At 55.7% G+C, this 22,017-nt stretch carries 21 protein-coding genes; 16 read left to right on the top strand and 5 right to left on the bottom strand.

Annotated elements, in window-relative coordinates; translation table 11 throughout:
• Positions 1–15: 15 nt before the first annotated feature.
• The 7 genes from lysS (at position 16) to L6990_RS04635 (ending at position 7,190) form a co-directional block, all read left to right on the top strand.
• Complete coding sequence (lysS, locus tag L6990_RS04665; protein ID WP_237203104.1) at positions 16–1,473, top strand: lysine--tRNA ligase; 1,458 nt, start codon at positions 16–18, stop codon at positions 1,471–1,473.
• A gap of 110 nt (positions 1,474–1,583) precedes the next feature.
• On the top strand, positions 1,584–1,784 hold the full coding sequence (locus tag L6990_RS04660) for a hypothetical protein (protein WP_237202908.1): 201 nt from the start codon (positions 1,584–1,586) through the stop codon (positions 1,782–1,784).
• Positions 1,785–1,965: 181 nt separating this feature from the next.
• Positions 1,966–2,319, top strand: a complete 354-nt coding sequence (locus tag L6990_RS04655; protein WP_237202907.1) for a histone-like nucleoid-structuring protein Lsr2 — start codon at positions 1,966–1,968, stop codon at positions 2,317–2,319.
• Positions 2,320–2,729: 410 nt separating this feature from the next.
• Positions 2,730–5,348 (top strand): ATP-dependent Clp protease ATP-binding subunit, encoded by a 2,619-nt coding sequence (locus L6990_RS04650; protein WP_237202906.1) that lies wholly within the window; start codon positions 2,730–2,732, stop codon positions 5,346–5,348.
• 377 nt (positions 5,349–5,725) lie between these two features.
• Positions 5,726–6,241, top strand: a complete 516-nt coding sequence (locus L6990_RS04645) for an amino-acid N-acetyltransferase (RefSeq protein WP_237202905.1) — start codon at positions 5,726–5,728, stop codon at positions 6,239–6,241.
• Between the two features lie 98 nt (positions 6,242–6,339).
• Positions 6,340–6,891 (top strand): hypothetical protein, encoded by a 552-nt coding sequence (locus L6990_RS04640; protein ID WP_237202904.1) that lies wholly within the window; start codon positions 6,340–6,342, stop codon positions 6,889–6,891.
• Positions 6,876–7,190, top strand: coding sequence for a hypothetical protein (locus L6990_RS04635; RefSeq protein ID WP_237202903.1), 315 nt, complete (start codon positions 6,876–6,878; stop codon positions 7,188–7,190). Before L6990_RS04640 ends, L6990_RS04635 begins: the two co-directional genes overlap by 16 nt.
• Here L6990_RS04635 and L6990_RS04630 read toward each other — a convergent pair.
• The gene (locus L6990_RS04630) at positions 7,187–8,149 is read right to left on the bottom strand and encodes an A/G-specific adenine glycosylase (protein ID WP_237202902.1); all 963 of its coding nucleotides are present in this window, start codon (positions 8,147–8,149) and stop codon (positions 7,187–7,189) included. The two genes, L6990_RS04635 and L6990_RS04630, sit on opposite strands and share 4 nt — an antisense overlap.
• 87 nt (positions 8,150–8,236) lie before the next feature.
• Here L6990_RS04630 and L6990_RS04625 point away from each other — a divergent pair, with 87 nt between their 5' ends.
• From L6990_RS04625 to L6990_RS04610, 4 genes are all read left to right on the top strand, one after another.
• A complete protein-coding gene (locus L6990_RS04625) occupies positions 8,237–9,007 on the top strand; it encodes a hypothetical protein (protein ID WP_237202901.1) in 771 nt (256 codons plus the stop codon).
• Between the two features lie 148 nt (positions 9,008–9,155).
• Entirely contained in the window at positions 9,156–9,443 is a 288-nt protein-coding gene (locus L6990_RS04620) for a hypothetical protein (RefSeq protein WP_237202900.1), read from the top strand.
• Positions 9,444–9,617: 174 nt separating this feature from the next.
• Entirely contained in the window at positions 9,618–10,427 is an 810-nt protein-coding gene (locus tag L6990_RS04615) for a hypothetical protein (protein WP_237202899.1), read from the top strand.
• A 1,434-nt stretch (positions 10,428–11,861) separates the two neighbouring features.
• Complete coding sequence (locus L6990_RS04610; RefSeq protein ID WP_237202898.1) at positions 11,862–12,233, top strand: hypothetical protein; 372 nt, start codon at positions 11,862–11,864, stop codon at positions 12,231–12,233.
• A 341-nt stretch (positions 12,234–12,574) separates the two neighbouring features.
• Here the strand turns inward: L6990_RS04610 and L6990_RS04605 are convergent, their stop codons facing one another.
• Genes L6990_RS04605 through L6990_RS04595 form a run of 3 tightly spaced genes read right to left on the bottom strand, consistent with a single transcriptional unit; the run spans position 12,575 to position 13,572 of the window.
• Positions 12,575–12,847: a helix-turn-helix domain-containing protein gene (locus L6990_RS04605; protein ID WP_237202897.1), complete on the bottom strand. Its 273-nt coding sequence runs from the start codon at positions 12,845–12,847 to the stop codon at positions 12,575–12,577.
• Positions 12,837–13,202 carry a primase C-terminal domain-containing protein gene (locus L6990_RS04600; RefSeq protein WP_237202896.1) on the bottom strand — a complete coding sequence of 122 codons (366 nt, stop codon included), beginning with the start codon at positions 13,200–13,202 and terminating at the stop codon, positions 12,837–12,839. The genes L6990_RS04605 and L6990_RS04600 overlap by 11 nt, the downstream gene beginning before the upstream one ends.
• 25 nt (positions 13,203–13,227) lie before the next feature.
• Positions 13,228–13,572 (bottom strand): hypothetical protein, encoded by a 345-nt coding sequence (locus L6990_RS04595; protein ID WP_237202895.1) that lies wholly within the window; start codon positions 13,570–13,572, stop codon positions 13,228–13,230.
• A gap of 813 nt (positions 13,573–14,385) precedes the next feature.
• Here L6990_RS04595 and disA point away from each other — a divergent pair.
• Positions 14,386–15,462 carry a DNA integrity scanning diadenylate cyclase DisA gene (gene disA, locus L6990_RS04590; RefSeq protein ID WP_440480486.1) on the top strand — a complete coding sequence of 359 codons (1,077 nt, stop codon included), beginning with the start codon at positions 14,386–14,388 and terminating at the stop codon, positions 15,460–15,462.
• 208 nt (positions 15,463–15,670) lie between these two features.
• Positions 15,671–17,092 carry a DNA repair protein RadA gene (gene radA / locus L6990_RS04585; protein WP_237202893.1) on the top strand — a complete coding sequence of 474 codons (1,422 nt, stop codon included), beginning with the start codon at positions 15,671–15,673 and terminating at the stop codon, positions 17,090–17,092.
• Between the two features lie 7 nt (positions 17,093–17,099).
• Here radA and L6990_RS04580 read toward each other — a convergent pair whose 3' ends face one another.
• A complete protein-coding gene (locus tag L6990_RS04580) occupies positions 17,100–18,584 on the bottom strand; it encodes an FUSC family protein (RefSeq protein WP_237202892.1) in 1,485 nt (494 codons plus the stop codon).
• A 155-nt stretch (positions 18,585–18,739) separates the two neighbouring features.
• Here L6990_RS04580 and pstS point away from each other — a divergent pair, with 155 nt between their 5' ends.
• The 3 genes from pstS to pstA all read left to right on the top strand — a co-directional run bounded on the left by pstS (position 18,740) and on the right by pstA (position 22,010).
• A complete protein-coding gene (pstS, locus tag L6990_RS04575) occupies positions 18,740–19,852 on the top strand; it encodes a phosphate ABC transporter substrate-binding protein PstS (protein WP_237202891.1) in 1,113 nt (370 codons plus the stop codon).
• An 89-nt stretch (positions 19,853–19,941) separates the two neighbouring features.
• Positions 19,942–20,910, top strand: coding sequence for a phosphate ABC transporter permease subunit PstC (pstC, locus tag L6990_RS04570; protein WP_440480483.1), 969 nt, complete (start codon positions 19,942–19,944; stop codon positions 20,908–20,910).
• The gene (gene pstA / locus L6990_RS04565) at positions 20,910–22,010 is read left to right on the top strand and encodes a phosphate ABC transporter permease PstA (protein WP_237202890.1); all 1,101 of its coding nucleotides are present in this window, start codon (positions 20,910–20,912) and stop codon (positions 22,008–22,010) included. Before pstC ends, pstA begins: the two co-directional genes overlap by 1 nt.
• Positions 22,011–22,017 lie beyond the last annotated feature (7 nt).

The following is a 22,017-nucleotide window of genomic DNA, read 5'->3' as shown; positions in this document are numbered from 1 at the left end:
GATGTCTCAGAGCAGATGCAGATCCGCCTGGACAAGCGCGCCAAACTGCTTGAATCTGGCCGTGAGGCCTACCCGGTGGGTGTGCCGGTAACGCACACTATCACCGAGATTCGCGAGAAGTATGACGGCAAGCTGGAGGCAGACCAGACCACTGGTGAGCTCGTAGGTATCGCCGGCCGCGTGGTCTTTGTGCGTAACACCGGTAAGCTCTGCTTCGCTTCCCTGCAGCAGGGTAACGGAACCCGTATTCAGGCTATGATTTCTCTGGCTGGTGTGGGTGAAAAGGCGTTGGCTGATTGGAAGGCCCTGGTTGACCTGGGCGATCACGTTTTTGTTCACGGTGAGGTGATCTCTTCCCGCCGTGGCGAGCTGTCCATTATGGCGGACTCCTGGCAGATGGCGTCCAAGGCACTGCGCCCCATGCCTAACCTTCACTCAGATCTCAATGACGAAACCCGTGTGCGTCAGCGCTACCTTGATTTGATGGTGCGCGATGAGGCTCGTCAGATCGTGCTCAAGCGCGCCAAGATTACCCAGACCGTGCGCGACGTACTGAATAAGCGCGGCTACGTTGAGCTGGAAACACCCATCCTTCAGCTGATTCACGGTGGTGCTTCTGCCCGCCCCTTCACCACCCATCTCAATGCTTTTGACCAGCCCATGACACTGCGCATTGCCACCGAGCTATTTCTCAAGAGTGCAGTGGTGGGTGGCATGGAACGCGTCTATGAGATTGGCCGCGTCTTCCGCAACGAGGGTGTGGACTCAACCCACAGCCCTGAGTTCACCACCCTGGAGTGCTACGAAGCCTATGCTGACCAGTTCGTGATGGCTGAGCGCATGAAGGAAATCATCATGTCCTGCGCTGATGCCGTGGGTGTGCACCAGATTGAAACCGAGGCGGGCACCATTGACCTGACCGGTGAGTGGAAGTGGCTGGGTGTTTACCCCGGTCTCTCAGAAGCCGTGGGTAAGGAAATTACCCCCAAAACTTCGGCTGAGGAGCTGCGCGCGATCGCTGCCCAGCACGAGGTTGCCGTTGATCCCAAGTGGGACGCTGAGAAGCTGGTCGTCGAGCTCTTTGGTGAGATCGTAGAACCTACCCTCATCAACCCCACCTTCGTTTACGACTACCCGCCCTCAGCCCAGCCCCTGGCGCGCCAGCACCGCAGTGAAGCTGGACTGATTGAAGCCTGGGACCTCATCATCGGTGGCATGGAACGCGGCACCGCCTTCTCTGAGCTGATTGACCCCGTGATTCAGCGTGAACGCCTCACTGAGCAGTCCAAGCTGGCAGCCGGCGGCGATGACGAAGCTATGCAGCTGGACGAAGGCTTCCTGCGCGCTCTTGAACACGGCGCGCCCCCCATGGGTGGACTGGGGCTGGGCATTGACCGTCTCATTATGCTCTTCACCGGTGTGGGTATCCGTGAAACCATTCTCTTCCCGCTGATGAAGCCTGAAGCCGAGTAAAGGCAGCTGAGAAGCACCTGCAAATATCGCCCATTGGTTCTAACCGATGGGCGATATTTTTGTGTTCACGGTAGATTGGTGGGAGCGAAACACTAAGGAAAAGAGTCACCATGGAATTCTTTATTGGGCTACTTCCCTCTATCGGGGCGGGCCTAGGCCTCTACTTCATCTTGCGGTGGATTAGCCGAGCTGACCGCACAGAACGTGCAGCTAAAAGCGATATTCAAAAGGACGCTGAGGCATGGTATGAAGCGGTCAAGAAGGATAAAGGCACTAAAGACCCTTTTGGTACCGGCAAAGAAAGTAAATAATTTACCGGTAAAATTTCTCTTCATTTCCCATTTTTATTCTCCCGGTGTATATTAATGATTGATATAGGTCCTCCTAATAACTTGTTACAAAAGTTTCACCGAAACATCCTGTTTTTGGTACTTGTATGTTCTTAAGGGTTCCTTTTCATAATCACTGGATTATTTATATGAGGAGAATGTAGTGGCTCAGAAAGTAAAGATCATTCTTGAAGATGACCTTGATGGCGGCCCCGCAGATGAGACCGTCCGCTTTGGTCTAGACGGCGGATCATTTGAAATTGATCTGTCCAGCGCTAATGCGGCTCGTCTTCGCGACGCAATTCGCCCCTTCGCTGCTAAGGCTCGCCGTGTGCAGGGCAACCGTGCACCCGGCCGTCCGGCAGGTTCACGCACCACCGCGGGTGCTACCAAGCGCAACCCTGAAATTGCTGAAATTCGTCAGTGGGCACAGGAAAACGGATACAAGGTATCAAGCCGTGGCCGTATCCACCAGGAAATCCAGGATGCCTACTACGCTGCTAAAAAAGATAAGTAGGCTTTAGCGCGCGATGCTAAAGGTGGGTACCCCGTCAGGGGTACCCACCTTTTGTGTATTCAGTGCGTGATTAAGTAACTTACTATAGCGGGGGTCTAAGTGGGTATATCCTGCGTAGATGCTGGTGATAGGTAAATAGCTGTACCTGGGAATTATCTCGAAGTTTGGTAGCCTCTGATTTTCGATAACAGATTGAAATAAATTTGCGTTCATCAACGTGGGTTTGATGTAGACAGAGAAAAGTAATCTGCCCTCTCTAACACCCGGTGCGTGAAACTTACCTTTTTCCCTCAAACTCGGCACAGTTTACTTTGTTGGCGAACGCAGTTCATTCCCTGGCGAACAGCCCCCCGCGCCCTTGCAAAGACGCGTAATCTTTGGGGTAATAATACGTTTCCAAGGAGTGTTCAATGTTTGAACGGTTTACTGACCGCGCTCGCCGAGTGATCGTGCTTGCTCAAGAAGAAGCACGCATGCTCAACCACAATTACATCGGCACCGAGCACATTCTGCTCGGTCTGATTCATGAGGGCGAAGGTATTGCTGCCCGCGCGCTGGAATCACTGGGCGTGAATCTGACAGCTGTCCGTGAGCAGGTGCAGGAAATCATTGGCTCCGGCCCCCAGGCCTCTAGCGGCCACATCCCCTTCACTCCGCGTGCCAAGAAGATTCTTGAGCTCTCCATGCGTGAAGCTATTCAGCTGAACCACGGCTACATCGGCACCGAACATATTCTGCTGGGCATGGTGCGCGCCAACGAGGGCGTCGCTAACCAGATCCTGTCCAAGCTGGGCGCTGAGCCCGCTAAGGTGCGCCAGACCGTTATGGATCTGATTTCGGGTTACCCCGGCAACAACTCTGAAGGCGGCAAAGAGACCGCCGGTGTTGGCGCGGGTAACTCACGCGAAGGCACTCCTGCCGGTTCAGCTATCCTGGATCAGTTCGGCCGCAACCTGACCGCTGCTGCACGCGAGGGCAAGCTTGACCCCGTGATTGGGCGCTTCAAGGAGATGGAGCGCGTTATGCAGGTGCTCTCGCGCCGTACCAAGAACAACCCCGTGCTGATCGGTGAGCCCGGTGTGGGTAAGACCGCTGTCGCTGAGGGTCTAGCTCAGGCTATTGTTGCCGGCGACGTGCCCGAAACCCTTAAAGATAAGCACCTCTACACCTTGGACTTGGGCTCAATGGTAGCGGGTTCACGTTACCGCGGTGACTTTGAAGAGCGCATGAAGAAGGTGCTCAAGGAGATTCGCAACCGTGGCGATATCATCCTCTTTATCGACGAGATTCACACCCTGGTGGGCGCCGGTGCAGCCGAGGGCGCTATCGATGCTGCTTCTATTCTTAAGCCCATGTTGGCGCGCGGTGAACTACAGACCATCGGTGCTACTACCCTTGATGAATACCGCAAGCACATTGAGAAGGACCCCGCTCTCGAGCGCCGTTTCCAGCCTATCCAGGTGGACGAACCGGCTCCCGAGATGGCTGTTGAGATCCTCAAGGGTTTGCGCGATAAGTACGAGGCACACCACCGCGTCACTATCTCTGATGAAGCAATCGAAACCGCTGTGAACCTGGCTCACCGCTACATCTCAGACCGCTTCTTGCCCGATAAGGCAGTTGACCTGATTGATGAGGCCGGTGCCCGCCTTCGTATCAAGCGTATGACCGCTCCGCCCGAAATCAAGGTGCTTGAAGAGCGTATCGCCAAGATTAAGGGTGAAAAAGAAGAAGCTATTGCTGGTAACGAGTTCGAGAAGGCAGCAGATCTGCGCGATAAAGAGCAGAAGCTGATTGCTGAGAAGGATGAAGCTGAGAAGACCTGGCGCAATGCCGGTGACGCTTTCGGTGAGGTAACCCCAGAGGTTATCGCCGACGTGCTGGCTGCCTCCACCGGTGTTCCCGTTTACAAAATCACCGAGGAAGAGACCGGCCGCCTGCTCAAGATGGAAGATGAGCTGCACAAGCGCGTCATTGGCCAGGAGAACGCGATCAAGGCTCTCTCTCGCTCCATCCGCCGTACCCGCGCGGGTCTGAAAGACCCCAAGCGCCCCGGTGGCTCCTTCATTTTCGCCGGCCCCACCGGTGTTGGTAAAACCGAGCTGGCTAAGGCACTGGCAGAGTTCCTCTTCGGCGATGAAGATGCCCTCATCACCCTGGATATGTCTGAGTACCAGGAGAAGCACACCGTTTCTCGTCTCTTCGGTGCCCCTCCCGGGTACGTGGGCTACGAAGAGGGTGGCCAGCTGACCGAGAAGGTACGCCGCAAGCCCTTCTCCGTTGTGCTCTTCGATGAGGTTGAAAAGGCTCACGCTGACCTCTTCAACTCACTGCTGCAGATTCTTGAGGACGGCCGCCTGACCGACTCCCAGGGCCGCGTGGTGGACTTCAAGAACACCGTCATCATCATGACCACCAACCTGGGTTCACGTGAGATGGCGCGCCGTGTGCCCGTTGGCTTCCAGCAGGTGGGCGATGACGCCGGCTCCTACGAGCGCATGCAGGGCCGGGTTATGGAGTCGCTCAAGGAGCACTTCCGCCCCGAGTTCCTCAACCGTGTGGATGACATCATCGTCTTCCCGCAGCTTTCAGAGACCGAGATTTTGCAGATCGTTGACCTCTTTGTCGCCCGCCTGGCTGAGCGCCTGCGCGAGCAAGATATGTCTATCGAGCTGACCGATAAGGCTAAGGTTCTGATGGCAACCAAGGGTTATGACCCCTCAATGGGCGCCCGCCCGCTGCGCCGCGAAATGCAGCGCAACCTCGAAGATCCCCTGTCAGAGAAGATTCTCTTCGGTGAGATCAAGCCCGGTGAGAAGATCACCGTGGACGTCGAAGGTGAAGGCGACCTGCAGAAGTTCATCTTCTCTTCAGCGCCCCTGGGCGAGTTGGACAGCGCTAGCTTTGAGAAGGCCTTCAACCAGGAGGACGCCGCGGAAGCCCCCGCGGTCCCCGAAGCTGAAATCGCTAACAAGGTAGCCGAGCAGCAGGCCGAGGCTGAAGAAGCCCGTGAAGCTGACGAGAGCTAAACCAGCGGCTTAAGCTCTTAGCCGCCTGCCAGCGTCCTTCACCTCAGGGTGGGAGAACGGCAGGCGGCTTTTTGCTGCCTGGTCGGTGAGAGAATTTGGTTTTGAGGTATCTCTGCAGTGGGCAGCGGGGCTAAAGTCTCGAAAAGATATCAAACCTTAACCAACCTCTCAGGTAGCGCCCAGCTTCTTTAAACGACAGCCCAAGGGTAGTGCGCCATACTTAATTCATACGGTTCGAGAGAGCCCCTAGAGAGCTTTAGTGTGTATGGCTCAAAAGGACAAGAAGATTCTTGTGTGTATGTGTGTGTAATGATGTTAATCAGCCCCGTAGCTTAGGCCGCGGGGCTGATTTATTTTCTCTGTTCTAGACTGAGACCATGACTCAACTGCTTGTTCGCGCCGCAACCGTTAAGGACGTCCCCGCTATCCAGGAGCTTGTGCGCCCCCTTGCGCTCGATGGGATACTGCTGGACAAGGAAGCAGTGACCTACTTTGAAGCTATCCAGGAGTTCTTGGTGGTAGAAGTAGACCGCGGCGCCGGGCCTGAACTGGTGGGCTGTGGAGCGCTGCACGTGATGTGGGAGAACATCGCAGAGATTAGAACTTTGGCTGCAGCGCCGGATGCCCGCGGGCTAGGGGTGGGGCACCAGTTGGTGACCGCTCTATTGGATAGGGCGCGTAAGCTCATGGTGAGCAGCGTCTTCTGTCTGACCTTTGAAGTGGACTTCTTTAAGCGTCAGGGCTTTAGGACCATGGAAAACCAGGAGCAGCTAGACCCCGAAACCTACATGGAACTGTTGCGCTCCCGGGACGAGGGGGTTGCCGAGTTTCTGGATCTGGCGCGGGTCAAGCCAAACACCCTGGGAAACACTCGCATGATTATTGACCTCTAAACACGGTAGTTACCGCCCTGTACGGGGCCTAATATGTCTAGACAATACCCACCACCGTTAGTAATATAGCTCATAATACACGAAGGGGTGGGGTAGCGGTGCAGCTCAATATCGAACAAAAATATGACGAACGAAAAAGACCTGGGTTGATTGTCTGGTTCGTCCTGCCCCTGAGCCTGGTGTTGGCCGTAGCAACTTCTTTCTTTTTAGCTGGAACATCCACTGTGAGCAGGCAAGGCGAGACGCCTATCGAAGACCTCAAGGTCACTAACATCTCATCGAGACCGGGTTACGCTGACGCTGACTGCTGGCAGGCGTCCACCGAAGTTACTGAGAAAAACTATCTGGGCAAACCTTTGGTGACTAACAACTTTATCGTTGTTTGGTGCTCCAAGGATGGCGGCATTATCTACCGGGAGGACGCCACTGAACCGGGATTTGTAGCTGAGGGTATGAAATCGGGGGAGTCACCCTTCGGGGAGCAGGCAAAAACAGTGATTGTAGATTCAGCTGAGGAGATTACCTACATTCCTGTGCGCATGGTGGAGTTCTCTAACAGCTGGTCAAGCTATGGTTTTTCACGCTGCGTCAAATTTACTCTAAAGGCAGACGGTGCAGCAGAAGGGGTCTTGTCATGCATTTCCAGCTAGGTGATATTCCCGGTAGTCGTACGCTTGAAGGTGGCGAGCAGATTTTTCTGAGCAAGAAGCCTGGACTCTTTGCCACCTGGGCTTACCCTGTCGGTGTGCTTCTACTGCTTATCACGAGCCAGTATATTGCCCTATGGCTGGTGCTAGTGGCAGGTCTCTTAGCCCACGGCGTGCGCTACCCCCGCACCTACGATGTCTTCTACCCGGTGAACTTTTATCTCACAGCGGCTCTGGTGCTGTTGTTGCCCTCCTTCTACCTTCTTCTCACCTCGGCAACGCACGTGCAGATAGGTTTTTAGAGGGATACCAGCCCGGCTTTTTCTTGTGCCAGTCCGTCCGCCAGAAGCCCGGCGTAACAGCGGTCAATTTGCTCTGAGGGGGAGTTGAGCGCTGCGAGAGCACGGACGGCTGGGGCTAGCTCTGCGGGGTAGGCGACATCAGGTTTGCCACCGGTGGTGAGTAGCGTGCGGTCAACGCCGCCGCTTGCCGCACGAAGTACCGCCAGCATGGCACCCCGCAATTGGCGGTCAGTGCCAGCCCAGGCCTGGCCCTTGGGCTGGTAGTCAGCTTCGGGCCTACCGGCGGCCACCCAGGCACAGCGGTCAAGCACCGGGCACTGATCACACGAGGGAGACTTGGCGGTGCAGATGAGAGCGCCCAGCTCCATAACCGAGACGTTCCAGAGGTTTGACTCTGCAAGTTCTTCTGGCATCAGTTCTTCAGCCAGCCGGGTTTCTGCAGCGGTGAGAGCCTTGGAAGGCAGCGCCTTGCCCGAGATAAGCCGGGCGTGCACGCGCCGAATATTGGTGTCGATGACCGTGGCCCGGCGTCCAAAAGCAAAAACTGAGATAGCTGCCGCGGTATAAGACCCAACCCCTGGCAGGGCTAGTAACTCTTCATAGGTGCTGGGTACCTTGCCGCCGTGACGCTCCAGGATGGCAACCGCGGCAGCGTGCAGACGCTGGGCGCGGCGGGGGTAGCCCAGTCTGCCCCAGGCGCGTACTGCCTCACCCGGCTCTTCAGCTGCCAGGTCAGCGGGCGTAGGCCAGCGCTCCAGCCAGGTTTCCCAGACCGGCAACACTCGCTTGACGGGTGTCTGTTGCAACATAAATTCGCTCACCATGACCTCCCAGGGCGTGTTGGTGCCGGTACGCCAGGGCAGGTCACGGGCATGTTGCAGGTACCACTGGTTGATACGGTCATGCAGCAAATCTATATCGCGGGCTGAGGGGAGAGCAGGAGTCTGAGAAGAATGCACCTCAACACTCTAAAACACCTGCTCATAAACCGGCTAATACGGTACATAAAGTTTTCTGACCGGTGCTAAACCCGGTACTCTAGTCTTATGTCAGAAAACGTTGATTCACATGGGGGCGAAGTTTCGCCCGAGGTTTACCGTCGCCGCCGCATCGTTGCGCTTCTTGTCTTAGTCTTGGTGCTTCTGCTGGGCATTAGCCTGGTGAGTTGGCTCGTAGGTCGAGGCGGAGACTCTGAACCCACGGCCGCTACATCGTCAACCTCAGCTAGTGCCGAGGCTTTTAGCGATTTCAGCCAGCGCGCCACTGAATCAGCAACTGCCAGCCCCTCAGATAGTGAGAGCGCTGATCCTTCTGCTAGCTCTGATGAATCCGAGAGTGCAGAGCCTACTGAGTCTGCCTCCCAGGAGCCCACGGAGTCAGCGGAACCCACTGAAGAGGCCACCCCTGAGTCCCCCGAAACCCCCGCCGTCGTTGCTGCCTGCACCCCGGCTGACCTGCAGGTAAGTCTTACCGCTGACCGCACCAGCTACGCTGCTGGCCAGAACCCTGCCCTTGCCGTGACTTACACCAACGCTTCAGGTAACCCCTGCCTGGTTACCGGCGGCGTTGCTAACGTGGATGTCAACATCACTTCTGGCCCTGCCCAGGTCTTCAACTACGCCCAGTGCCATGCTGCACCTGCAGAGGACGCTCAGGTTGAGGCTGGCTCCACCAACACCACCTCGCTAAGCTGGGACCGCTCACTCAACGTACTGGGCTGCGGCACTAGCACTAAAATTCAGCCCGGGCACTACTGGGCCACTGCAAGCGTCAACGGTGTGAACTCACAGCCGGTGCGCATCGTCGTTACTGGCTAAAGCGACACCGTCTTTAGATCGGGAGCGCCCTCTTGCAGGGCGCTCCCTTTTTATTTGAAGCTCAGGCCTATGAACTGAACGAGCTGTGTAACCCGCCGTTACCCTTGTCTGAGGTTGCTGGAATCGTTAGGAGTGTTCAGAAAAGTTCATGCGTGAGAAGTACACCCCGAAAACAGGTGCTCAGGGTCGTGAGCCTGCCCCTGAGCAGTTGCGCGAGTTCATGGCTGAGATTGGGCGTAAGGGCGGAAGCCGAAAGACCGAAGCCCAGACCCAAGCACTAGCTAAAGGTGCGAACGCTTCTAGGGCTGTGCGGAGTGCTCAGGCTATCGGGCGTAGGGCACAGATTCAGGCACTCAAAGAGGCTGGGTACAAGCAACGAGAGGTTGCCGAAAAAATGAGTGTCAGCCTTCGAACGGTCAAGGGGTATTGGCGATAGAAGCTGGGGTGCAATTCCTGGAGCTTAATCAGGGTATTACGGTTTCTCTCTCTCTCTGTCTCTCTCTCCCCCCGAATCCCTCCTGCTGCCTGCGGCGCCTCCGTCCGGCCGCTGGCTCCGCTGCTCTCTCGTTACCAAACTGTTATGAAGGTCAGTTGACTTACTATCTAATCTTTGCTTGACTTGTACGTAACACAAATCATTTCGCCTGGTAGCTTCTCTTACGAAAGGAAAGTAATAACTCTGACAAAGAAGGTTTCGACTGGTTTTGCAACTGGCATTCTTGCTCTTGGTGTGGTTGGCGGAAGCGTTGCCCCATCATATGGAGTCGAGGAGAAGAACAATGAAATCTCGCACAATACTGTGAATCTATCTGATTCTGATAAGCAGCAGCTGAATGAATTTTTTGATAAAGCAAAAATTGATTCAGAAACTCGAAAAAATCTTACTGATAAACTTGAGTCAGGGGAGATGTGGGATTCAGTATCTGACACTAAGCCTATTAGCTCAGAAAATTTCTCAGATGAGAACTTTGCGTACATTAAGAATACTTATGCAGATGGTTCTGTATCTTTGGTCAGTGTGCAGAGCGGAAGCGATACAGCTGAGGGCGTCTCTACGTTGCAGTCATTCCACACCGGGGCAAAGATGACAGGATGCAACAACTTGCCAGGCGGCACTGTCCATGAAGTCCGTCAGGAAAAGTGCTTGGTCAAGAATGAGCTGGGTCTTATTATGATGTCTTTCTATATTGACCGTACAGTTTACCCCCATTCGCCAGGTAAAATCACCAGGTATTACGGTGAGAACCACCGAGTTATTGGAGGGGCGCTATCTAATCACCGTTTAGAACAATTCTCGGATCAGCAAGTTCGTTACTCAGCTGATATATCTGTAGCTTTTGAGGGCTCCCCCGTCGGTGCAACCCTTTGGACGCAAGTTACTCTCGGAATCGGTGAAAGTGCGACTGTTGAGGTGAACTAGAAGCAATGACTCATGCATTTATAATAATCTGTATACTAGCTTTTTTTGGGGCGATTGCATTTATGGTATTATGTGCCATAAAAGCGATACGGAATCATCAGAATAAAAAATCAATAAATAATAAATAAAATGTGCGGAGGTAGTACCTCCGCACATTTTATTTATGTATCTAATTTTTTTAAGATTTCTTATTGAAGAGCTGACTTCCTCCTTGGGTAACAGGGATGAGCCTGAGCCCCGTTGTCTGCACTGTACTTTCGAGCGCACTCACCAACGAACCAGCAATACATTCTTTAGTGCAGACAAAAACCTGACGAAACCAACTCTCTTTTAAGTCCCGCCGAGGTCTAATGGCTTAGATACCTCCCCAGCACAGACAGCTAGACAGCTAGGCACAGACAGCTAGACAGCTAGGCACGTATGCCAAACTTCGTTTGACCCTCTCCTTGCTGTGACAAAAACGCGTGTCTCTTTGCCTGCGTTTATCTCAGAAAGTGCGTGGGGAAAATCTACATACCTGTGGCATTGAAGTGCACTTCCGGGGAGTTTTGCCCCGGTAATACAAAGCTCGAACACTGAAAAATCGGTCAGTCAGTCGGTCGGTTTTGTGCTCTGTTTTGTCGTCACACCTCATGCATCCAATGACTGAGGAAGTTGCATTTTGAGTAACTCATAAATAGCGGGGGCATCTAAGCACCGGGTGGAGCAAGCTATACATTTACGTTACGTAAATGGCTTTTGTCCCTGGCGGAGCAAGCTATCTACTTAGGTTACCTAAGTGCTTGTTTCGCCAGGTCTAGCCCGTTTTTGTCGGGGCGCTGCGCTGGGCATTTTTTGCACGCTAAGGGCGTGTGTTTTTCTTTTGGCCGCTCGCTGGTGGTGGCGAATCATAGCCCCCGAACACAGCCCGCCAAGGGCGCTTCGCGTCGCTACGCGATGGCGCTTGCGCCACCCATTGACTCGGGTGTGACATGGGGGGGGGCTTATGCTCCGCGTATCAGCACCAAGAGGATATAAAAGTAAATCTCCACGCCGCATGGTGAATGGGTTGGCCTCTAAGCTTTGTGCAGGACCCCTTGACGATAAGAAGCTTGCTTGGTAAAATTGGGGGTGATGTAAATTACCTTAACTTGGGAGTAATCAATGGCGACACTACTTCAGAAAACTGCTTCAGTAACTACTGCTTTGGTGCTTTGACTTACGCTTACGACTACAAGTCTTACAGCGGCTTCAGCCAATGAGCTGCACTCCGTTGCTGTCTCTTCGGTAGCAGAAAATACGGAGGTTACTCCTGCCGATTTGCCTGTGCAGTCGTTAGAATCAGTCCGGGCAGAAGCTGAATCTCGTGGATATGCGCCAGAAGCAGTAGAGTCCGCTGTAGCTCTTCAAGAAATCGTTAATGCTTATCATGAACTCCCTACTGAGTTGCAGGGTTTGCCCACTTCTGATCCTCGAGTAGAAGCAGCTCTTGAAGAAATAATTGATAAAGACATTAGCACTCCAGAACCTAATAGAAACCCTGTACGGTCAAGCTCTCTGAGGTCTGCTGCTAGTGGTTTTGACCCTATCGCCGCTACTGATTGCATCCTTGCCATTGCAGACGCATTAACAATCGTAGTTCCTGGCGTGAATGCTTGGAAGTGGATTAAAGCTGCTGGCGGAGTTATATCAGTTGCTGATGCCGTAAACGAAGTTATCCAGGGCAAAAGCGAAGACGCCCTCCTAAAAGTGCTTGGCAAGGAAGGAGCTGAACAGTTCCAAAAAGTGCTCGGCGTAAAGGGAGTTGTGGAAAACTGCGTTCTATAGCAACTTAGTAGGAAAACTTTCAGCTGATGAAAAAAATAATTATGATTTTGGTCTTCGCACTCGTCGGAGCTGTAGCTTATTGGCTTAGAGCTGAGTACAACATAACGACTTCGCGATACGCCAGTGTGAATGATGCTAAAGATATAGATTTTAGCTGGGGATATTGCTTGCTGTGGGCCGTAGTCGGTGGGCTTATAGGCGCTTTGCCTATCAAGTCAAAAAAGCAAAAATAACGTAGCTAAACTATTCATGTCAAAGATGGGTACCTATTTTTAGGTGCCCATCTTTGACATGTACTAGGTAAAACAGCTTGAGGGTGTATGGAACCCAAAAATCAGTACTTAAGTCACGCTAGGCTGCTTGGATTTTGCTTCGTATTCTTGAACATAACGTCCAGCAGTGCTTTTGGAAATCTCTAACTTTTCGGCGATAACTCGTACACTCAGCCCTTCCGCACGGAGTTCCGCGACCTGCTCACGCTTGGCATTCGCGCGGGCTAGGTACTGGTCACGAGGCTCAGCCATCAGACGCTGAACAGTGCTTACGCTGACACCTAGCTTTTCTGCTAACTCCCGCGCTGTTTTTTTACGCCGAACCGGGTTCTCAGCAACCATCGTCGACCTTTCTTAGTTCTTCTATAAGAGATTTCTTTCTAGCAATACGCCCTTGTTCTAGGTTCTTTGCCCAGTGTTTGCGGTTAACCTCTGTCTGCTCAGGGGTAATCTTTACCCACACCCACGAAGCAATCGACTTAGCAATCTGAGCAACCTCACCCTCACCCATCGGGCCACGAGAAAACTCATCAGCAATCACCGAAGCATTCTTCATCGAAGCAAAGGCGTACACCGTCTCTGACCACTCCGTGAAGTCCGTATAGCGTAAACGCGCCCTGTAGGCCCACTGGCGGGTGAGGTTGAAGAGGGCGACATTCCTGCCCACCGTGGAGTCTAAGACCGTGGCGTGTCCCAACTACGAAATGAACTTAATCAGGGTATTACGGTCTCGACCCCCTTACACCCTCCCACCCCACTCCCGGCAGCACCTTCCAAGCTACCGAAGCAAACCGCTTCAAGGACTCCTCGACCCAGCCCAAGCTCTCACCCCCAGCCAGTGCCAGCTCTAGCTCCTCTGCACCTGTTGCCAATGCTGCCGACCAGAACCAGGGTTGCTCTAGAAGTCCTAGGCTCACTTCTTGCAGCACTACCCGTTCAGCGGTGTCTTGAACCATGCTTCGGACTGTCTCAGTGTCCAGGTGCCGGTGCTCAGTGAAATCAAGGTCGATAACTTCCCCGGTGGGGTTCTCTTCTGCCTGATCGAACAGGGTGATTTCAATCTTCATGACGGGGTTTCTTTCTCTCGTGATTTTTTCTCACGGTACCGTCCTTGGGTGCTGGTGGTGCCCAAGGGTGCGGGTGAATTTTTGGGGAAACAGGGGGGTGATCCGTAAATTACCCCGTACAGATACCCGTCAACATATCTGTACCCCTGCCCCCTTGATTTTCCGGGGCGCTTTGACCCTTCCCAGCCGACACCACACACCCTCTTCGTCCCTCATCTGGTGTGTGGTGTTGGCTGGTTGGGTTGTGCGCTAGAAAGGCCAAGGGGGCAGGGGTGCACAGGTACGGGGGTTGAGAGTAGAAGAGCGTGAAGAAAAGAAACGGCAGGGGCTACACAGGGTAGATTCATATCAACAATCAGGTAGGAGCTCAAAAGTATCTAACAGCAAGCCCCAAGGTGCAAGGGCGCTAAGGGAAGAAGCCTCAGGTAAGAGCATGGGTAAAGAGAGAGTCGATAAGAGCAGCAGGCACCCCCAGAAACCAAAAGCAGAGACAGGCAGACAGACAGACAGGCAGACAGACAGGTACGTATGCCAAACTTCGTTTGACCCTCCCTTGCCGTGACAAAAACGCATGTCTCCCTGCCTGCTTTTACCTCAGAAAGTGCGCGGGAAAACCTACACACCTGTGGCATTGAAGTGCACTACCGTAACGAGCTGTTACGGAAAATCGTGTTTCGTTGTGGTCTTAGCCGAGCTAGAAGCCGGTCAGCGTAATGAGATGATTTTTCAGACCATTAGGCGCACGGCCTACCGTGGTGGAGACTATGCGCTGCTGGCCATCGCAGGCTGGGAGGAGTTGCCGGGTAGACTACCATTGAACATGTGCTGACAGCTTATAGTGACTCCCTACTGAAAACCCTTGCCCAGATTGCTCCCGGGACGGAGCTGCGCGAGGGGCTAGAGCGCATCCTGCGTGGCCGCACCGGTGCCCTGATTGTGCTGGGTACTGACAAGACTGTCGCTGCAATGTCCTCCGGTGGCTTTGCCATCAACACCGCTTTTTCAGCCACCCGCGTGCGGGAGCTAGCCAAGATGGACGGCGCTATCGTCTGCGATAAGGACGCCTCCACCCTGCTGGCCGCCGGTGTTCAGCTTCTACCTGACCCCAGCATTGAGACCAATGAATCTGGCACCCGCCACCGCACCGCTGAACGTGTGGCCAAGCAGACTGGCTTCCCTGTGATTGCTGTTAGCGCCTCAATGTCCTTGATTTCTGTCTACACCGAGGGCATCCGCTACACCGTTGAAGACACACAGTCACTGATGAGCCGAGCCAACCAGGCGATTCGTACTCTGGATAGTTACACCGAACGTCTGGAGCAGGTGCTTCAGTCTCTTTCGTCCCTAGAGATAGAGGCTAGCGTGACCATGCGCGATGTCGTCAGTACCCTGCAGCGCATGGAAATGGTGCGCCGCATCTCCGTTGAGGCCGGGCACTACGTGGTGGAACTGGGTAACGTGGGCCGCCTGGTAGCCCTGCAACTTGAAGAACTCATCGCCAATGACCTTCCTGCCTCCTGGGTGGTCTTGCGCGATTACCTACCAGCAGAAACCCCCGCTGAGACCCTGCACGGTGCCATAGCAGCCCTTGAAGCCTTGGACGACAAAGAAATCGTAGACCTGCACGCCATCGCGCAGGCTATAGGCTTCGATGACCATCTTGAGGCACCCATGCACCCCCACGGTCACCGTCTACTGGCCGGAATTCACTCCATGCCCGGTACCGTTGCTGACCGACTGGTCTACCACTTTGACGGTTTGCAGGCACTCATGGCAGCCAGCCTGGACGACCTCCGTGCGGTTGAGGGCATCGGCGAGCAGCGCGCCCGCGTCATCCGTGAATCCCTTTCCCGCATGGCAGAAAGCTCTCTGCTAGAACGCTTTATGTAGGGGCTACTCGCAGATTTCAAGCCGCCGCAAGCGCAGCACTGGCGAGCTGACCCTCTCGCCCGGTTCGCTAGCGCTCACGAGGCGATTCACGCCAGCCCCGAGCCAGCTCGCCAGTGCTGCGCTTGCCCGCGGCCCTTAAATTTTGGGATGAGCCTCGCTGTGAGCTGACGGCGCTAAAAATGTCAGCCCGCGGCTCTATGCTGGTTTTATGGCTACTCGTAAGACTTCTCGCTCCCGCTCCGCTAACGCTTTTCGCTGTACTGAGTGCGGGTGGACGACCGCTAAGTGGGTGGGGCGCTGCGGCGAATGTCAGCAGTGGGGCACCGTTGAAGAAGCGGGGGGAGCCGTTACCGCTAAAACTACGGTAGCTTCCAGCGTGCAGAACCCGGCCCGGCCCATTGCTGAGGTGGACTCGCGGGTGGCGCAATATATGAGTACCTGCAACCCGGAGTTTGACCGGGTTCTGGGTGGTGGCCTGGTTCCCGGTGCGGTGATTTTGATGGCGGGGGAGCCCGGCGTCGGTAAGTCCACCCTGCTGCTTGATGTGGCGGCTACTTTTGCCCGTGGGCAAGGGGCTACCGGGGGAGCAGCGGCTAAACCCCACAATGTGCTTTATGTGACCGGTGAAGAGTCAGCGGCGCAGGTGAAGTTGAGGGCTGACCGTATCAGTGCTGTTGCTGACACCCTTTATTTGACCAGTGAAACTGATTTGGGCACAGCTCTAGCGCATATTGAGCAGGTGAACCCCTCCTTGCTGGTAGTGGACTCCGTGCAGACTCTGGCTTCTAGCGAGGTGGAGGGCAGCGCCGGCGGTGTCACCCAGGTGCGCGAGGTCGCGGCGTCTATCATTGCCGCCGCTAAGAGCCGTAATATGTGCACCCTATTGGTGGGCCACGTAACCAAAGAAGGTACCATCGCCGGCCCACGCCTCCTGGAACACCTGGTTGATGTGGTCTGCCAGTTTGAGGGTGATAAGCACTCACAGATCCGCATGCTGCGCGCCATCAAGAACCGCTTTGGCCCCACTGATGAGGTGGGTTGCTTTGATATGCACGAGGACGGCATCGCCCCGGTGACTGACCCGTCTGGGCTTTTTGTCTCGCGCACTCCGCACCCGGTGGCGGGCACTTGCGTCACCGTGACCATGGAGGGCCGCCGCCCCCTGCTAGCTGAGGTGCAGGCGCTGCTGGATCAGAGCGCTACTCCGCAGCCACGCCGTGCCACCAGTGGGCTAGACGGCGCGCGCATCTCTATGCTGCTGGCAGTGCTGCAAAAGCGAGCCGGCTTCAATGTAGGCAAACTGGACTGCTACATCTCAACGGTGGGGGGCGCTAAAATTTCTGAGCCTTCCGCCGACCTTGCTTGCGTTATTGCACTTGCTTCAGCAGCTCAAGATAAACCCCTGCCCCGTAAGCTAGCCGTCTTTGGTGAGGTAGGTCTAGCCGGTGAGGTGCGGGCGGTGCCCGGCATTCGCCAGCGCATTGCCGAGGTAGGCAGGTTAGGCTTCACCCACGTGATCGTGCCAGCCTCGCCTGCCGGGGTGGGTGAGGTACCTGCTGGTGTCTCGGTGCGTGAGGTCGCTTCGCTAGCTGATGCTCTTGCCCTGCTGTTCCCCGGAGCAGGCAGCTAAAGACCTACTACCTTTTTTTGGAGCTGAACTCCTCTTCGATGATGGTCAGCTGGGCGGTGTTGAGCTGTCGCTGTTTCTCTACCCGCTCGGCATAAGCAGCCCTACTGGTAGCTGTGGGAGCTTCGCTCATTTGTTGTTGGGGCAGTTTTGAGGTTGCTGTGCTTTTATCTTTAGCGCGCAAAACGGCAGTCAGTTGACGGGTATCAGCCCGGTGCTTATCTGACTGATCAGGCTGGTGGGTGGGGATAGCGCTAGTCTTGGGGGCATGCTCGGTAATGGAGTCGTCCAGCGGCACCAGCATAGAGGCTGCCTCGTCGTGGGTCAGCCCCGAAGCTTCAAGTAAGTCAACCACCAGGGGGCGCAGCATCAGCACCAGCGCCTCAGCTTCAAGGGAGCGAACCCCCATGATGTGGGGCTCCAGGCGGCTTGCGAGCAGGGACAGCTCGCGGCGTGCTTCTACGCGGCTGGCTCGGCGCACATCGGCTTCGGGCTGAGACATCCCTCGCCCCAGTGCGTCAATAGCGGTGCTGATGGTGCGCAGGGCATCGGCCAAAGACTGAGCGGCCTCAGACGAGATATGCACATTATTGATGGTGGACGCCATGCGCCGGTTGAGCACGCGGGTGTTGCGGATCGCGTAGTCAATCTTGGTGAGGGTCTGCTGGTAGCGGTCAAGCTCTTGCATGTGGTTGCGCCCCGTCCAGGCAAGTTTTGCCATGCCCTTTGAAGTGATGATGTCCCGCTCGCAGACGTTGTAGAGGGGCTGTAAGCGCCGGGCGCTAGAGAGTGAGTGCCAGGCTTCCTTGCCGTCGTAGTGTTCCATGGCGAGTGCGGCGTCGCTGAAGACTTTAGCGAAAGCTCCCATGAGGGTGCTGGCGTTCTCGCGCGGTGTGCGGCGGGGGTCTTTGGGGAAGAGGAACATGAGCAAAAAGGCAAAGACGCCGCCGATGATGCCGTCCAGACTGCGTGAGAAGACGCCGTCCGTATTGGGCGGTAGCAGAACGACCAGGGCCGATTGCAGGCCCATTTGAATGGTGAAGAGAATGCCGTTATCGAGGAAGCGTGCCAGCATGATGGAGAGGAACATGACCAGCCCGGCCTGCCAGATACCGCGCCCCAGGGCTAGCATCATGAGGTCGCCCATGAGGATGCCCAGGGTTACGCCGAAAGAGACTTCGAGGATGCGGCGGGCGTGGGTGGCCCCGGTGATGTAGCCCAGAGAGACAATAGCTGCTGTGGCAGCGAAGATGGGTTCGGTGTGCCCCAGCACCTTCTCGGCAAAGAGGTAGGCACCGATGCCAGAGACCACGATTTGCAGGGACTGGAAGAAACCGTCCTGCATACGCCTGACGCCGTCGTGTACGCGTGTGCGTGCACCGCTTTGTAGTTTCTTCACGTTCTGCCCATAACCCATACCTACCAGTTTAGCCGGGCTGGGTTGGCGAACCGGGCGGGAGAGTGTGAGCTTGCTTGGGCTGCCGGTAGAGCTCACTTATCAATAAGCCGTCTAGTGTTCACCGGTCGTTCACCTGTTTCTAGCCCTTTTAATACTTAGGCTCCTTAGAGTCAGATGCGTTAGACCACGGTTTCCTGCGCCGTCCACCACCTCTCCGGTGGGCATACAGGACCTATGAAAAGGACACACACTTGAAGGCTAAGTCACTCACCCGTTGGGGTTCTCTCGCATTTGTTGGCGCACTGGCACTGACCGCTTGCGGTTCAGATAACGCAACCGACACCGCTGATGGCGGCTCCAACAGCGGTTCTGGCGACTCATCCTTGCCCTCCACCCCGCTGACCGGCGTTGGCGCCTCCTCCCAGCAGGCAGCGATCACCGCTTGGGAGTCAGGTTTCTCAGATCTCGGTGGCCAGGTGCAGTACTCACCCGATGGCTCCGGCGCTGGCCGTGAAGCTCTGCTGGCTGGCGGCGCTCAGTTCGCTGGTTCAGACCGTGCGCTCAAGACTGAAGAGTGGGAGCAGTCCAAGGAGGTCTGTGGCCCCGAAGGTGCAATCAACATCCCCGTTTACATTTCCCCGGTAGCCGTTGCCTTCAACCTGCCCGGCGTTGATTCACTCAACCTGGACGCTGAGACCATCGCCAAGATTTTCAAGGGTGACATCACCACCTGGAACGATGAAGCTATTGCCTCTCAGAACGATGGCGTGGACCTGCCTGACACCAAGATCACCGTGGTTCACCGTTCAGATGATTCGGGTACTACCGAGAACTTCACCGAATACCTCGAGGCTGCCTCCAACGGCGCTTGGGATGTTGAAGCAGATGGAAACTGGCCTTCACAGTACGCCGGTGAATCCAACAAGGGCACCAGCGGCGTTGTCTCCACCACCTCATCCACCGAGGGCGCTATTACTTATGCAGACGCCTCAGCTATCGGCGACCTGGGCAAGGTCAGCGTCAAGGTAGGCGATGACTACGTTGAGCTTTCAGCAGATGCAGCAGCTAAGGCCGTTGAGCTTTCAGAGCGCACCGGTGGTATGAACGAGAACGACATGGCGATCACGGTCAACCGCACCCCCGATGACTCCAGCGCCTACCCGGTCGTTCTGGTTTCCTACCACATCGTGTGTTCCGGCTACTCAAGCCAGGACAACGTTGATCTGGTAAAGGCCTACGAGAGCTACGTCGTCAGCAGCGAAGGCCAGCAGGCAGCAGCAGACGCTGCCGGTTCAGCTCCCCTGACCGATACCTTGAGCTCAGATGCCAAGACCGCTATCGACGCCATTGAAGTAACCCAGTAAGAGATCCTGACGCAAGGAAGCGGTGCGGCCGGCACATTGGGCCGGTCGCACCTTCTCTTGCCTAACGTTCAAAGGCAGAAACACTCACCATGTCAATCTCAGCAGACGCGCTTAAGCCCTCCGGCAATAAGCGCACGAAGACAAAAGACCTACCGGATGTTGGTAATCCGGCAGCCGACAAAATTTTCTCCGGCATCTCCCTGGCCGCGGGCATCCTAATCCTGGTGGTGCTCGCTGCCGTAGCTATCTTCCTGGTAGCTCAGGCCCTACCGGTCTTCACAGCAGATTCAGAAGACCTGACCTCCGGTAGCTTTTTCACATACATCCTGCCGCTGACTATCGGCACCCTGATCGCCTCGGCGATAGCCCTACTCCTGGCAACCCCCATCGGCATTGGTGTGGCACTTTTTATCTCCCACTATGCCCCTGCTAAGCTCTCCAAAGGTATCGGCTACGTCATTGACCTGCTGGCAGCCATCCCCTCCGTCATTTTTGGTGCCTGGGGCGCCTCCGTACTGGCCCCTAAAATTGTGCCCTTCTACGACTGGCTTGCCACCTACCTAGGCTTCCTGCCCATCTTCGAAGGCCCCGCCTCACAGACCGGCAAGACCATTCTCACCGCCGGCATCGTTCTTGGCATTATGATTCTGCCGATTATCACCTCCATGTGCCGCGAAATTTTCATTCAGACCCCCAAGCTGCAAGAAGAAGCAGCTCTAGGTCTGGGTGCCACCCGCTGGGAAATGATCCGCATGACGGTCTTCCCCTTCGCCCGCGGCGGTATTATCTCGGCCGTGATGCTGGCTCTGGGTCGCGCGCTAGGCGAGACCATGGCGGTAACCCTGGTGCTGGCCTCCGGCCCCTTGACCGCCTCGCTGATTACCAGCGGTAACCAAACCTTCGCTTCTGAAATTGCTCTCAACTTCCCCGAAGCGTACGGTCTGCGTATGAGCGAGCTCATCGCCGCTGGCCTGGTTCTCTTCGTGATTACCCTCATCGTCAACGTGATAGCCCGCCTTATCGTGTCTCGCTACAAAGAATTCTCAGGAGCCAACTAATGACCGCCACTCCTGCTCACACTTCACGCCTGACCAGCGGGCAAGCACCTAAGTGGCTTCCCCTGGCGATTCTCGCGGTATCACTGGTTCTGGGCGCTGCCGCCTCCGCCCTTGTCGGGTTCTCGATTGCCACCTTCGCCCTCTTCTCCGGCATCATCTTCATTGTTGCCGGCCCCCTGGTTGTAGGTGCCATGGAAGGCCGACGCAAGGGAGCGGACGCCCTAGCCCGTTACGTGGTCTACGGAACCTTCCTCATCGCCCTCATCCCCCTGGTATCGGTGCTCTACACCGTGCTAGCTCGCGGTGTGCCCGGCCTTTCGGGTGACTTCCTGATGACCAGCATGAAGGGCGTCACCGGCGTCCACGATAACGCTGCAGCCAGCGGCGAGGGCAACGTGCTTGGCGGTATCTACCACGCCATCATCGGCACCCTGGAAATCACCCTGCTGGCAACCCTCATCTCGGTGCCCATCGGCCTGCTGACCGCCATCTACCTGGTGGAATACGGCGAGGGAAAATGGCTAGCAAAAGCGATTACCTTCTTCGTGGACGTCATGACCGGCATTCCCTCCATTGTGGCGGGTCTCTTCGCAGCCTCCTTCTTCGCCCTCGTTACGGGTAATCCCATGAACCGTATGGGTCTGGTTGCCGCAGTAGCGCTATCCGTGCTCATGATTCCCACCGTGGTCCGTAACGCAGAAGAAATGCTGCGCATCGTGCCCAACGAGCTGCGCGAAGCGTCCTACGCCCTGGGTGTGCGCAAGTGGCGCACCATCACCAAGGTAGTTATCCCCACCGCCATCTCGGGTATCGCATCAGGCGTCACCCTGGCTATTGCACGCGTTATTGGTGAAACTGCCCCCATCCTGGTGACCGCAGGCTTCGTTACCTCCATCAACTGGAACGCCTTTGGCGGCTGGATGGCAACCCTGCCCACTTACATCTACTACCAGATCATGACGCCCACCAGTCCCACAGCTGCCACCGTCTCTGAGACCCGCGCATGGGCTGCTGCTCTCATCCTGATTCTGATTGTGATGGTGCTCAACCTCATTGCCCGCGCTATCGCCAAGATCTTCGCCCCAAAAACCGGCCGCTAACAGAGCC

The sequence above is a fragment of the Rothia endophytica genome, from assembly GCF_928381505.1.
In the GTDB taxonomy this organism is placed as follows: Bacteria; Actinomycetota; Actinomycetes; order Actinomycetales; family Micrococcaceae; genus Rothia; species Rothia endophytica_A.
The sequence above is the reverse complement of the archived record's forward strand: the minus strand, read 5'-3'. Positions and strand labels throughout refer to the sequence as shown.